Below are 14,358 nucleotides of genomic sequence, written 5' to 3' on the forward strand. Positions count from 1 at the left end.
CCTAAAATGATTTTATGAATGGTTTACCGACCGCATAGAAAGGCATCGCCCTGTGGATATTGTTTTCATCGGGGCTTTTAACGTAATTGGATTACATATTATTTCTATGACAAATATCCACCAGCATTACACATTTATAAAAATACTCACGGGTTCAGATTTGTCGAAACGCCGTATGCCGGCCATGACGCTTGAATCAGATAAGAAAGGTCCTGTTGTATGGCTTACCGGCTGTATGCATGGTGATGAAATCGGGGGAACAGTGATCATTCATGAGGTATTTAAACGTCTGAAAAAAAGCTTACTGAAAGGCAAGGTTCATGCATTTCCCCTGATGAATCCTTTTGGTTTCGAGGCTATTTCCAGAAACATCGTATTGAGCAAGGAGGATTTGAACCGTTCATTCCCTGGAAATGAGAATGGTACCCTGGCGGAACGCATTGCATCAAAAATTCTGAGTCTCATTCTGCAGACCAAACCCGATCTTGTAATTGATCTTCATAACGACTGGAATAAATCAATTCCTTACGCGGTTCTTGATCGCAGTGATAACGAAAGGGTCGATCAAAAGATCCTGGAAATTGCAGGTGCTTCCGGAATGATTCAAATTGAAGAGACAGACCGGATACATTCAACACTCACCTACAACCTGATTCGCAATAATGTACCCGCATTTGTCCTGGAACTCGGAGAGTCATTTATCATCAACGAAAAAAATATTGAAATAGGAATCCGGTCCATATGGAACATACTGGAACATCTTAAAATGGTGGAAAACACAGAAGCACCCTACCGCTACCCCTCACTTGAACATTTACCAGATCATCCGCTGCAGTATTCAGCCCTTCCGCTGAGCTCATCAAGTGGAATTGTGCGCTTTCTTAAAAAACCCGGGGACCTTGTAAGCAAGGGTGCCAAACTGGCAAAGGTTTGTAATGCTTTCGGAAAACAAGTAGAACTGATTACCGCCCTTTCTGATGGCATCGTACTGGGTCATACCGATAATGCATTGGCCTATCCCGGATCCCCTGTAATGGCTTTTGGACTGACTTCAAAAAAATGAAATACTTAACTACTTTATCACTGATTATTCTTACAGCGTGTTCAACACCAGAAACCAACACCATTTCCAAAAGGATGTTAAACTTGTGGTCGGATCAAACCTCCGCTTATCTTCCGGAAACATCAGAATGGACCAACCGCGCAGAAGCGGCAGATTTAAACGGAGATGGAAATATTGACATAATATTTGCGAACGGCGGGAATTATTCAGAACCCGGAGAACCGGAATATTGCCGCATTTTTCTGAATCAGGGATCCGAAAAGCCATTTAAAGAAATAACACAGGAAGTATTTGGTGAAGAAAAATACCATGCCCGTGTGGCGAAGGCCATGGACCTTAACGGCGACGGAAATACCGACATCTTTATCGGTACAACTTTTCAGTCACAAAGCCAGCTCCTGTTGGGTACAGGCGATGGTGACTTCATGAATGTGACGTCAACACATCTACCGCAAAAGCCTGCGAGTATCGGTGATATAGAATTTGGAGACGTCGACAAAGATGGTGACCTGGATGTGGTTTTGGCTGATTGGGGCGCCGGTAATAATATGGAAAATGAAGGTGGCAGAACCATGCTCTGGCTTAATGACGGAGAAGGCAAGTTCACGGATGTTACTGAGACCCGTATGCCTGATCTGCTGATCCGGTTTTCCTGGGATCTCGAGTTTATTGATTTCGATAATGATTTTGACCTTGATGTGGTCATTTCCTGTAAAAGATGCGCAACAAGCCGGTTATTCGAAAATGATGGAACAGGTAATTTTACAAATCGCAGAGGCATTCCGGCATATACCAACAATTATGAATTTGAAGTGATGGATGTGGATGGCGACGGTTTTATGGACCTTGTTACCGTGAATGACGGTGATATTGTAGGCCCGAGATCCTATTCACGACGGGAACATCTTTTCCTCAACGACAGCGGCAAATATTTTATCGATGCCACCCAAACACATTGGCCACCGTCAGAAAACATTGGTGAAGATGATAATAACATCGTTTTCCTTGATTTTGATTCAGATGGTGATCCGGATTTTCTTCTGAGCTCACTCACCGGGGAAGATCGTTTGCTGGTCAACGACGGAGAAGGACATTTTACGCTGGAGCAACCGGTGATGAAGGGTGAGCCGACCCCTCATACTCTTTCATTGATTCTTGCTGATCTGAATAATGATAACAAACCCGACATCATCATGGGACAGGGCGAGGGTGACTCTGATCTGGATGAACGTATTTTTATGGCGGATTCGCTGGGTGCAGACACCGCCATTCCGCGCGTGGGACGCTATCGCCTAAAACGTGACAGCGTATCCAATACAGTGCGGATCGACTTACGCATACATGATAATAAAAGTCCGAGTATGCCCGGGGATTGGTCGACGGTCAATTACCAGGAAGACAACGCAGACAAAGGTGTGATGACCCATCTGACATGGTATGGTGAATATTTGTGGTATATGGAATTACCCAACGATGAATTCAAGTCGGGATATCTCTGCGCCACCGACCGGGCGGGAAATAAAAGATGTGTACGCATCATCAACCGATAGAAGTATTAATTGAAGAATTGAAATAACTCATCAGCTATGGATCAGGAAAGAACATCCGACATCAAAATATCGAAAGAAGAGTTTATTGCCCTCGGCCATAAACTCGTCAATGAGATCGCCGCACTTCTGAGCCGGCTTCCTGATATGCCGGTAACAACCGGTGAAACACCCGCCCGGATCAATGATCTGATGCCGGATGACACTTTTCCCGAGAACGGATCCAGCCCGGCAGAACTTCTCAGCGAGGCCGGATCATTGCTGATGGATCATTCGCTTTTCAACGGGCATCCAAAGTTCATGGGTTACATAACCTCTTCGCCAGCGCCGATTGGGATTCTCGGCGAACTTCTGGCATCCTCCATCAATCCGAATGTTGGGGCCAACATCCTCAGTCCGGTTGCAACGGAGATTGAAAAGCAAACCATCCGCTGGCTTTGTGATTTCATCGGTGTAAAAAATAATTATGGCGGCATCCTGGTCAGCGGAGGTAACATGGCCAATTTCACTGCATTTCTTGCTGCGCGTCAGACCATGGCACGTGGAAACTTGAAGGAAGATGGAATGGCTTCCTGCGCTCGCATGACGGTATACTGTTCGAAAGCCACACATACATGGATCGATAAGGCCATGATTTTATTTGGGCATGGAACTAAAGCGCTGCGATGGATCGAAACAAACGATCAAAACCAGATCAACCTTGCGTTACTGGAATCTGCAATTATAAAGGACCTGGAACAGGGCCTGGAACCCTTTATGGTTATTGGCACAGCCGGTGATGTGAGTACCGGTGTGGTCGACGATCTGGCAGGCCTGGCAAAAGTATGCAGGCAATATGAATTATGGTTTCATGTAGACGGCGCTTACGGCGTACCTGCCGCCATTGTACCGGAATACAAAGAGATCTTCAACGGCCTCACAGAAGCCGACAGTATTGCGATAGACCCGCATAAATGGCTCTATGCTCCGCTTGAGGCCGGGTGTACGCTCGTCAGGAACCCGAAGCATCTGCTGAACACCTTCAGTTCACATCCCGAATACTATAATTTCACTCAAACAGGAGATGAACCAGCCCATAATTTTTACGAGTTTGGATTGCAGAATTCCCGGGGCTTCAGGGCACTTAAGGTCTGGCTCGCCTTGCGACAGGTAGGGCGCAGTGGATTTGAACAACTAATCCGTGAAGATATTCTGCTGGCGGCTTATATGTATGAATTGGCGAGCAAACATCCGCGTCTTCAGGCAATGAGTCATAACCTGAGTATTACTACATTCCGCTATATTCCTCCTGGAAACGCTACCGAATCATACATTAATGAAGTGAACAAAGTACTGTTAAATCAGCTCCAGTTAGGCGGCAAAGCCTTCCTTTCAAACGCAGTCATCGGAGGCAAATATTGTTTGCGCGGTTGTATCGTCAATTTCAGAACGACGAAGAGGGATATCGATGAAATTCTCGCAATAATCGATTCAACAGGGATGCAGGTGGACAAAGAATTGCGGATAAGCAATCCGGCATTGCGATAATGCTGGATTGTTTGAATAATAATCACTATTTTCATTACGCTCAATTGATGCTGATGTAGGAATGGCAGGAGATGATGATCGTTTAGGAAGGAATGATTGGGCGAGTAAAAGAGAACCTAATCAACCAACCTGATAAACATGAATACTATTGAATCAACGCCAGCCGTTCAAAGACAATTAATCCTGAAAGTCGCTTTCTGGATCTTTCTGATTGTATTTGCAGCCCGTTTTGTCATTCGTGACGCCCTTCCCTACTTCGGTTTTTCCGAGGACGTTTTTGGCCGGTTCTGGGGTATGAAATGGTGGTTAACCGGCCATATTACCGGGGGTTTACTGGCCATCGCCATTGGACCTTTTCAGTTCTGGCCTGCCTTTCGCAACAAATACCTCAAAGTTCACCGCATGCTGGGCCGGTTCTATCTCGGGGGTATTCTTTTAGCATCACTATCTTCCATTGGACTTATTTTCACCACAGCTGTGGCAATCCACTGGACCTGGAGTGTAGCACTTGGATCGCTGTCATTTGCCTGGCTAGCGACGGCATCTATGGCCTATATCGCGATCCGAAAAAGACGCATCAATATGCACAAAGAATGGATGATCCGAAGTTATGTCGTCACCTTTGGCTTCGTACTGTTCAGATGGATGGTCGATCTTCCCTTTCTTTATGAACTATCACCTGAATTTGTCTTTCGCGGACCGACCGTAGGATGGGCATGCTGGGTATTTCCCCTGTTTATTACCGAAATGATACTAAGCTGGTATCGGGACAAAAACTAGCGGGACAAGCAATTAACATTGATTGATTTTACAACCTGAATACCGGGAAATACATTGTTTTTCGCGCAATTTTATATTTTGCAAAAAACGCTTCTATGGAAACGACACTTTCTACGAATACTAAATACTTCAGATTTATTTTGTTGTCGGCCCTCGTCGTCTTACATATCTGTGCTTCAGGCGCATCGGTTGATACTATTTTTGTGAAAAACAATGCTTTGAAGGAATCACTTCCGACTGCGGTAGTGCTGCCTGACTCCTATGCCGATTCAAACAGGGAATACCCTGTCCTGTACTTGTTGCATGGCGGGTCTGGTAGTTTCCGGGACTGGCTTACAAAAACCCCGGACCGAAACCTTCTGCACGATCTGTCAGATAGGTACCAGATCATTATTGTTACGCCCGAAGGATCTTCGCTGGGATACTATTTCGACAGTCCGCTTAATGAAAAAAGCCAGTACGAATCCTTCATCGCCGTGGATGTCGTAGCGGAAATAGATGCCACTTTCAGGACGGTTGGGGAACGGAAAGGTCGCGCCATCGCGGGCTTATCAATGGGTGGCCATGGTGCCTTTTTCATCTCAGCCAGGCATCCGGATGTTTTCTGCGTGGCCGGCAGTATGAGCGGAGTGATGAATCTCAATACAGAAACCTGGAAGGTGCCAAAGGAATTTGCAGATATGCGCAAAAAGACCTTCGCTGAATTACTCGGTGCCCCTGCTGAAGGTATTATATCCTATCCTGATTATTCAGCAGTTGGACTTACAGAAAATATGAAGACCAACAATGTAAGACTGATCTTTGATTGTGGAGTAGACGATTTTTTAATTGAGACTAATCGCATGCTGCACCAGAAACTCCTGGATAACGGCACAGCCCATGATTATACCGAACGCCCGGGTGGTCATACCTGGGAATACTGGGGAAATGCCCTGCCCTATCAGGTACTCTTCATTACCAATGTGTTCCGGGAAAACGGAGTTTTAATACAAGACTAACCTAATAATAACCTCGGCAATTCGACCGCCCGCTCCACCATCGCATTCGCTATGGTGGATAATTCTGTAATCAATAAAAAGGCCGTCTGGTGTTGACGGCCTTTTTATTGACTTACTTTTCTGAATTTCGATATTTATCGAACCAGTACAATACTGCGGCAACTTTTGCCACAAGATTACTTGGCCGGTTGGCGATACCATGCGAGGCATTAGGTATCCGAACCAGCGCAGTTTCTACCTTCTGAATTTTCAATGCGGCATAGAACTGCTCCGACTCAGGAATGGGAGTACGAAAGTCCTGTTCTCCGGTTAGCAACATCGTGGGAGTCTTCACATTGCCAACGTAGGAAAGAGGTGATCTTTTAAGATAGGATTCAGGGTCTTCCCAGGGCTTCTTATCAAACCAGTATTGATAGAAAAACCCTGGTCCATCAGCATAAAGCACGAAGCTGTACCAGTTAATCACCGGCTTTGCGACTACAGCTGCCCGGAAACGGTCTGTTCTACCCACAATCCAGGCAGACAGGACACCTCCACCGCTTCCGCCGGTAACAAACAGCTGATCACTGTCGACATAACCCTGGCTGATCACTGCATCAACACCCGACATCAGATCATCATAATCATGATTTGGATAGTCATGATGAATCAGGTTGCCAAATTCCTGACCATATCCGGTACTTCCACGCGGGTTGGTATAGAGCACTACATATCCGGCCGCGGCATATAATTGTATTTCCGCTGAGAATACCGATCCATAGCTGGCAAACGGACCACCATGAATTTCCAGAATCAACGGATACTTTTTCGAAGGATCAAAATCTGGCGGTGTTACTACCCATCCCTGTATCTCCCGCTGGTCATAAGATGACTTCCAGCGGATTTCTTTAGTCTGACCAATTTTGCGAAACGAAAACAGATCGTCATTCACATGGGTCAGACGTTGTACCTCTCCTTTATTCCAGATGGCCAGATCAGCAGGATGGTCGGGTCCGCCCAGCGTAAAGGCAAAGCGGTTATTGGTTGATACAGAAAACGACGAAGCATTATAGGGTCTTCCCAGTGATAAACCACCCATTCCCTCCAATACCGTCCGAACTTTGCCAGTAAGGGCAACATGCCCGATCTTATCATTCCCGTTGTCAGTATACTGGAAGTAAATCCCTGATCCGTTGGCTTCCCATTGTACATTATCAATGTCCCTGTCGAGGTCTGCCGCCAGTAATTGTTTACCACTTCCGTCGGTATTCATAACATACAACTTAGTAACAGTATATCCCTGGAATGTATCATCAAAACCTGTATAGGCAATTTTCTTTCCATCGGGCGAGAGAACCGGCGAGGCATCCGGACCGAAACGATCGGTAAGCGTCTCGATAGACCCATCCGATATCCGAAGCCTGTGTATTTCACTATTAAGCGGTTCAAATTCATGATTTTCACCCAAATTCGCTGAAAAATAAAGATGTTGTCCGTCCGCAGACCATTCCGGCGCTCCATGATCATGTTCTGAATGTGTTAGCTGACGCGGCGTACCTCCATCAGTAGACAGTACAAAAAGTTGCATAAAGCCATCCTTGAGATAGCCCTGACCGTCGGCGCGGTAATTCAACTCATCAATATAGACGGGCGGTGAATTCCAGACAGCCCCCTCAGGCTTGGCAGGAAGTGCAATTGGCGAAGGATCCGATTTCGGAACAAACATATTAAAGGCCAGGTACTGATCATTTCTTGACCAGGAAACAGCACCCGGTGCCGTTGGCGTATTGGTCAGCGCCACGGTCTTTTCGGTGTCCATCCACATCATAAAGAGCTTCATCCTGTCGTCCTGCATATTTGACTTAAATACGATCCTGGTTCCGTCATGAGACCACTTAGGTGCAACATCATTATGGTTTCCGGTCGTGAGAGGCCGGTTTCCGGTTCCATCCGAATTAATGATCCATAGATTGGACAGGTTTTTATCGGTCATAATATCCTTGAAACTGCGCACATAGACGATCTTACTGCCATCAGGTGAAATCTGGGGGTCGGATACCAGCTCCATGTTGTATATATCGGTGAGTTCCAGGCTTGCGCCTGTTTGAGCCAGACTGGCAAAGGCAATCAACAGAAGTGCAACAAGAGGTGTAATTCGTTTTGTCATGATATACGGTTTGTGGTTGAATACGTAATATATTGAAAATCACTTTCAATCAGACTGTTTAATAAAAGCAGTTAAAAATTTATTGGTTATTTTTTGTAACCTTCCTGATACCTGCCGGTACTACAGTTAGGCAATTAAATATTTAACGCTATTATCTTGACAGATTTCTCGGACAATGCATTAATGCAGCAAGTAAAAGCCGGTGAACTCGATAAGCTCGGGCTTTTATTCGAACGGTACAAAAAGCCTGTCTTTGGTTTCTATTACAATATGTTCCGGGATATGGATGAATGCGAGGACCTGGTTCAGGTTTGTTTTATGCGAATACTGAAGTACCGTAATTCATATGAGGCAAACGGGGAATTTAAATTATGGCTGTTTCGGATTGCACGAAATGTGGGCAACGACCACTTCCGCAGAAGGAAGAATGTCATTGAAGATAGCCTGGAACATTCACTGACAAAAATTTCAGATTTAGCTCCCAGCAGTGAAGAGGATATTACGAGGGAAGAGGAATTGATCATCCTTCGGCAGGCCATGAATCGCCTCGACCATGAAAAACGGGAGATTCTAACGCTCAGTAAAATTGAAGGGATTCGGTACAAGGAAATTGGCGAGATCATCAACTGTTCGGAAAATACGGTTAAAACAAAGGTTTTCAGGGCACTTAAGGCCCTCCGGTCTGAATATGATGCAATACAATCTAAAGTGTAGATGATGAGAGATGAACTAATTAAGAAATTTGACGAGGGAACTGCCAGTGAGCAGGAACTCAGGCTCCTCGAAGAAATGATCCATGCTGGCGAGGTTGAAATTGCGGAATTGGCATCCCTTAAAAAATTTGGAGAGATGTTTTCAAATGTTCCGGAACCTTCAGAAACAATGACTTCCAGGTTTTATTCAAGCCTTGCAAAAGAATTGAAAAAGGAACGCCGGCCATCAGTTTTAGTAAGAATAAATCAAGCCCTTCAATTCAATCCGATCGCACGATGGGCTTTTGGGATAGTGCTGATCGCGGTAGGTTTCATCGCTGGAGAATACGTCAATACGCGTAATAATGTAGATGAAATTAAAACCCTTACCGCAGAGATTAACAATGTGAAGGAAGTCATGCTTCTGACCATGCTGGAAAAGGAGTCTATCAACGACCGGCTTAAAGCGGTGAACCTCACACAGGATATGCCCACGGTGAGTGATAAAGTGACAGAAGCGCTCCTTCAAACACTGGGGAATGATGAGAATGTTAATGTACGGCTGGCTGCTATTGAGGCACTGATACCTTATGTAAACCAACCGGCTGTGCGAAAAGGGTTGATAAATTCGATCTCGAAACAGGAATCACCCCTGGTCTTACTGGCACTTTCTGAATTGATGGTGGCTCTGCAGGAAAAAGGCGCAGTTGAGGAATTCAACCAAATATTACGGAATAACAACACACCGGACGATGTCAGGTCACAATTGAAAAGCAACATCGACATACTAATCTAAAAACTCATGAAAAACATTCTACCCCTCCTGTTGATGCTGCTTGCCACGAGTGCGCATGCGCAATTCACCGATGACAAGCAGCTGAACATACCTACAGAAAAAGTACTTTACCTGCCCAACATAAACGGATCCATCACGGTGATCGCAGAGAACCGGTCAGATATTATGGTTTCATACCAGCGGGAACTCAACGCACCCGACACCGAAATACTTGAGAGAGCAAAATCTACCGTGGTGTTACAAACTAAATCTGTGAATGATACTGTCTTGGTATACATCGATGGAATTTGCGGTTCTGAAAAATGGAAAAACACCACCGCAGCGATAAATAAACGGTCCTGGTACACTGAAGATTGCAACGATAAATTCCGGTTCAAATTAGATATGGAACTGCGTGTTCCTGCGAACCAGGATCTTCATCTGTCAACGGTCAACAATGGCGACATTTCAGTGAGCGGAGTATCCGGAATGATGAGCCTTCACAATGTGAATGGTTCAATCCGTGTGGATGATGCCGCGAACGTGATTAAGGCGCGAACGATCAATGGAGATGTGGATATCGCTTTTTTAAAAACACCACAGTCGGGCTCATACTACACCCTGAACGGAGATATCAACATGAACCTGCCCAAAGGTTTCAGCACACGGGCTACTTTCAAGAGCTTTAACGGAGACATTTATACCAACGTACCTGATGTTCGGCAAGAACCGATGATCACAAAAAAGGAAGAAAAGGGAAAAGGAACATCATTCAGGGCAGAATTAAATACGATGATCACAATACGTGAGGGAGGCGGGCTGCTCGACATTGAAACATTCAATGGAAACGCCTATATCCGTGAAAATTAAACAGGTCAATTTTAAACACTAAAATATTTCAGCATGAAAAAGCTCATTATCATACTTACGATCCTTGTTATCTCGGGCGGATACTCAGGGTTCTCCCAGGATTCAGGGGAACTTGTGGTACCCTTTAGTGACCCGGCAAAACCAAAGAAGGTGATTGTCGACCTCAGACGCGGATCCATCGAAGTTGTTGGTTCAGATCGCCAGGATGTCAAGATCTATTATGAACCCACTGATTCCAAAATGAATGAGAACGGAACGTCATCTGATGGTCTGAAGCGGATTGCCAGTGCGTCACTTAATCTTGAAATCAGTGAAAAGGATAATACAGTCGAAATTGAATCAGACTCCTGGAATAAAGGTGTAAATGTGAAGATAGAGGTTCCCTACCGGGTAGATCTGCATGTAGAATCGTATAACGACGGGGATTTGTTTGTATCAAACATCAAGGGAGAAGTTGTTGCCGATTCCCAGAATGGACGCATCACTGCTGAAAACATTTCCGGTTCTTTGATCGCAGATACATACAATGGCGCAATTCGCGTGACGTTCGATGAGATCAAACCCGATACACCCATGGCATTTTCCACTTACAATGGGGACATCGATCTCACTCTTCCAGCCAATTTCCGAGGTTCGATGAAAATGAAAACCGCTCGTGGTGATATCTTGTCCGGATTCGATTTCACACTTGAAAAATCAGAACCTGAAACGAAAAAAGACACAAAATCCGGTACTTATAAGATTTATATGGATGAATGGGTACGAGGGAAAATCAATGGGGGCGGACCGGAATTTATGCTTAAGAATTATAATGGGAATATTTACCTGAGGAAAAAGTAACCAATAAGAGGCGGATCATTGATTCGCCTTTATTGTTTTTTGTCCCCGCTCCGGCTAATATTTTCTATTGCAAATGCATTGAATCATAAGTATATTATGATGGATTAACCAACATCAACACTATGACATTCAATGCACTAACAATTAAAACAAGCACATTGATACCGATCCTGTTAATTTGTGCAGGATTTTTTTATGGGTGCAATACCAACAAGACCGAAAACGATTCGGATGAAGACATTGTGGAAGCACTCGCTCCGGAGCCGACCTATATTGAGTATACCGTAACCGGGATGAAATTCGACGGTCCGACTACCATACCTTCGGGCTGGACCACCATTCGATTGAATAATTTGTCGGCCATGACGCACTTTGCCCTTGTAGAAAGAATTCCGGACTCCATTAGCGTGGCGGATCAGCAGCAGCTCGTGGCACCTGTATTCCAGAATTTTATGGATAACTACAATGGAAAGCCTTTGAGTGCACCGGATGCCGGAATGGAACTCCCGGCATGGTTCGGCGGCATTGAATATCTTGGCGGACCGGGACTGGTAGCTCCTCAGTACGCAGCTGAAACCACTGTTTTCCTGGAACCTGGAAATTATATGCTGGAGTGTTATGTAAAAACTGACGGCATTTTTCATAGTTACAATCCCGATCCCGATCAAATGGGAATGGTTCTTGGGCTAACAGTTACCGCTGAAAATAGCGGACTGGCAGAACCAGTACCAACAATGGAGGTTTCCGTTTCTTCTACTGAAGGGATCACCGTAAACGGATCTCCCGCGGAGGGGCTCAATATCGTGAAGGTAACGTTTACCGACCAGGCCGTTTATGAAAATTTTGTCGGCCATGATGTACACATCGTCAAACTTGATGAAGATGCAGATCAGGCCGCGGTTGCGGCGTGGATGAACTGGACCACGCCCGATGGATTACAGACACCATCGCCCGCCACTTTTGTTGGTGGTGTAAACGATATGGCTGCAGGGGGAGTAGGCTATATCCACGTAAACCTGGAACCCGGAACCTACGCCTGGGTTGCTGAAATTCCGGACCCCGCATCCAGGGGAATGTTTCAGGTCTTTACTGTTGGGGGTGCAATGTAGATAATTAGGTTTTATTGAAGACAAGACAGCCTGTCCGTGAGATTTTGTACATACAAAATCTCACGGACAGGCTTCATTGCTTTTTAGAGTTATGCATTCCCTTTGAAGGAATATGTGCTATATTAAATGAGAAATAAAAACCACCATGAGAACATATTCCCGGATATTACTACTTGTTATGCTCACGGCCTGTTCCCAGCCATCAGAACAGAAAGAAAATACAAGTCCCGAAATACCCATTGAGGAGATTTTTGAGGATTTTTATGAGGAACGCATCCGTTTTAATCCGTTTGAAGCAACGGCTGCAGGCGACAACCGCTATAATGATACGATTCCAATATTTATATCAGATAGCTATCAGCAACGCCTGCTTGACTTCTATACATCCTATGCAGAGAAGACCCGCGCCTACCCGGAAGATGTATTGTCAGAATCGCAGAAGCTGTATCGGGATGTTCTTCTGTGGGAATGTGATGTAAAAAAGGAAGGGCTTGAAAATATCTACGGCGTGGTTACCACCCCATTATTCGGACTCCCTGCAATCGACGTAGCACCCATCAATCAGATATTCAGCTTTCACCTCTATGTCTCACAGCTGGCTAATGGAACCGGTGCCCAACCATTTAAAACCACTGAAGACTATTACGACTGGCTCAGCCGCCTGGAAGATTATTTACAATGGCTGGATACAGCCAAAGCGAAAATGAAAGAAGGTATATCGGCAAAATTTACTCTTCCCCGGGTGATTGTTGAAAAAATGATCCTGCAGCTGGATGCCTTTATTGATACGCCGGTCAAAGAACATACATTCTACCAACCCGTAGCCAACCTCTCAAATGACCTTCCTCCTATTGAACATGAGGTACTGCCCGCGAAATATGCCGAATTCATCGAAAAAAAATTAATCCCCGCCTACACCGATCTGAAGAATTTCCTGAGAGATGAATATTTGCCGCAAGCGGTTGAAACAGCGGGCATAGGAGCACTTCCCGGTGGCAGCGAAACATACCGGTACCTGGTGAAATACCACACCACGACGAATATGACACCGGATGAAATCTTTGAACTTGGAAAATCAGAGGTGGAACGCATCTCCGCAGAAATGGAAAAGGTAAAGACACAGCTGGGATTTCAGGGAACCCTGTCCGGGTTTTTTGATCACCTGAGATCAAAGCCCGAACTCATGCCTTTTTCTTCAGCAGAAGAGGTACTGGCTAATTTCCGACAGATCCATGACCGAATGCAACCTCAACTGAACATTTTGTTTAATCAGAAGCCAAAATCTGCTTTTGAGATCCGTCGCACGGAAGCCTTCCGTGAAGCATCTGCCTCTGCAGAATATTTCCCGGGGAGCATAGATGGCAGCCGGCCGGGCATATTCTATGTACCCGTACCCGATGCGACTTCCTATAATATTGTCGGCGACGAAAGCCTCTTTCTTCACGAAGCAATTCCGGGGCATCATTACCAGCTGTCCCTTCAGCAGGAGAATCAGGACCTTCCAAAATTCATGCACACCGAAGGCCTTGGAGTGTACGTGGAAGGCTGGGCACTCTATGCAGAATCACTCGGTAAGGAACTCGGACTGTATGAAGATCCGTACCAATATTTTGGAATGCTCAGCGCAGAAATGCACCGCGCGATCCGACTGGTCGTTGATGTGGGAATGCACGCAAAAGGATGGACCCGCGAGGAAGCAATTCAGTACTCGCTCGATCATGAAGCCGAAAGTGAAACGTCCATCACTGCAGAGATTGAACGGTACATGGTTGCACCAGGACAAGCACTGTCGTATAAGATCGGCCAGCTCAAAATCATCGAGCTTCGCAACCGCGCCGAGGTGGAACTGGGCGATGCATTTGACATCCGCGCATTCCATGACCAGGTCCTCGGAACAGGAAGTTTGCCACTGGTGCTGCTCGAACAAAAAATAGACGGATGGATTGATGCGAAACAGGTAAACCCGTAAATTATAATTTTTAGATTAGTCTAAATTTACATTCGTTTTAAA

General features: G+C 45.4%; 12 protein-coding genes. 11 read left to right on the forward strand and 1 reads right to left on the reverse strand.

Annotated features, from left to right (window positions below):
* The first annotated feature begins 106 nt into the window (after nucleotides 1–106).
* The 5 genes from LDX50_RS09685 to LDX50_RS09705 all read left to right on the forward strand — a co-directional run bounded on the left by LDX50_RS09685 (nucleotide 107) and on the right by LDX50_RS09705 (nucleotide 5,915).
* Entirely contained in the window at nucleotides 107–1,063 is a 957-nt protein-coding gene (locus tag LDX50_RS09685; RefSeq protein ID WP_225698245.1) for a succinylglutamate desuccinylase/aspartoacylase family protein, read from the forward strand.
* The gene (locus LDX50_RS09690; protein WP_225698246.1) at nucleotides 1,060–2,613 is read left to right on the forward strand and encodes an FG-GAP repeat domain-containing protein; all 1,554 of its coding nucleotides are present in this window, start codon (nucleotides 1,060–1,062) and stop codon (nucleotides 2,611–2,613) included. The genes LDX50_RS09685 and LDX50_RS09690 overlap by 4 nt, the downstream gene beginning before the upstream one ends.
* Nucleotides 2,614–2,649: 36 nt before the next feature.
* Nucleotides 2,650–4,137 (forward strand): pyridoxal phosphate-dependent decarboxylase family protein, encoded by a 1,488-nt coding sequence (locus LDX50_RS09695; protein WP_225698247.1) that lies wholly within the window; start codon nucleotides 2,650–2,652, stop codon nucleotides 4,135–4,137.
* A 138-nt stretch (nucleotides 4,138–4,275) separates the two neighbouring features.
* Complete coding sequence (locus tag LDX50_RS09700; protein ID WP_225698248.1) at nucleotides 4,276–4,917, forward strand: DUF2306 domain-containing protein; 642 nt, start codon at nucleotides 4,276–4,278, stop codon at nucleotides 4,915–4,917.
* A gap of 95 nt (nucleotides 4,918–5,012) precedes the next feature.
* Nucleotides 5,013–5,915, forward strand: coding sequence for an alpha/beta hydrolase (locus LDX50_RS09705; protein ID WP_225698249.1), 903 nt, complete (start codon nucleotides 5,013–5,015; stop codon nucleotides 5,913–5,915).
* Between the two features lie 112 nt (nucleotides 5,916–6,027).
* Here LDX50_RS09705 and LDX50_RS09710 read toward each other — a convergent pair whose 3' ends face one another.
* Complete coding sequence (locus LDX50_RS09710; RefSeq protein ID WP_225698250.1) at nucleotides 6,028–8,061, reverse strand: S9 family peptidase; 2,034 nt, start codon at nucleotides 8,059–8,061, stop codon at nucleotides 6,028–6,030.
* 156 nt (nucleotides 8,062–8,217) lie between these two features.
* On the opposite strand from LDX50_RS09710, the gene LDX50_RS09715 reads away from it, so the two are divergent.
* The 6 genes from LDX50_RS09715 (at nucleotide 8,218) to LDX50_RS09740 (ending at nucleotide 14,316) form a co-directional block, all read left to right on the forward strand.
* Nucleotides 8,218–8,775, forward strand: coding sequence for an RNA polymerase sigma factor (locus LDX50_RS09715; RefSeq protein WP_225698251.1), 558 nt, complete (start codon nucleotides 8,218–8,220; stop codon nucleotides 8,773–8,775).
* Nucleotides 8,776–9,549, forward strand: a complete 774-nt coding sequence (locus tag LDX50_RS09720; RefSeq protein WP_225698252.1) for a HEAT repeat domain-containing protein — start codon at nucleotides 8,776–8,778, stop codon at nucleotides 9,547–9,549.
* Nucleotides 9,550–9,555: 6 nt separating this feature from the next.
* Entirely contained in the window at nucleotides 9,556–10,398 is an 843-nt protein-coding gene (locus LDX50_RS09725; RefSeq protein ID WP_225698253.1) for a DUF4097 family beta strand repeat-containing protein, read from the forward strand.
* Nucleotides 10,399–10,431: 33 nt separating this feature from the next.
* Nucleotides 10,432–11,238, forward strand: coding sequence for a DUF4097 domain-containing protein (locus tag LDX50_RS09730; protein WP_225698254.1), 807 nt, complete (start codon nucleotides 10,432–10,434; stop codon nucleotides 11,236–11,238).
* 122 nt (nucleotides 11,239–11,360) lie between these two features.
* The gene (locus LDX50_RS09735) at nucleotides 11,361–12,347 is read left to right on the forward strand and encodes a hypothetical protein (protein ID WP_225698255.1); all 987 of its coding nucleotides are present in this window, start codon (nucleotides 11,361–11,363) and stop codon (nucleotides 12,345–12,347) included.
* A 145-nt stretch (nucleotides 12,348–12,492) separates the two neighbouring features.
* Complete coding sequence (locus tag LDX50_RS09740; protein WP_225698256.1) at nucleotides 12,493–14,316, forward strand: DUF885 domain-containing protein; 1,824 nt, start codon at nucleotides 12,493–12,495, stop codon at nucleotides 14,314–14,316.
* Nucleotides 14,317–14,358: the final 42 nt, after the last annotated feature.

The organism is Fulvivirga sedimenti (genome assembly GCF_020328055.1).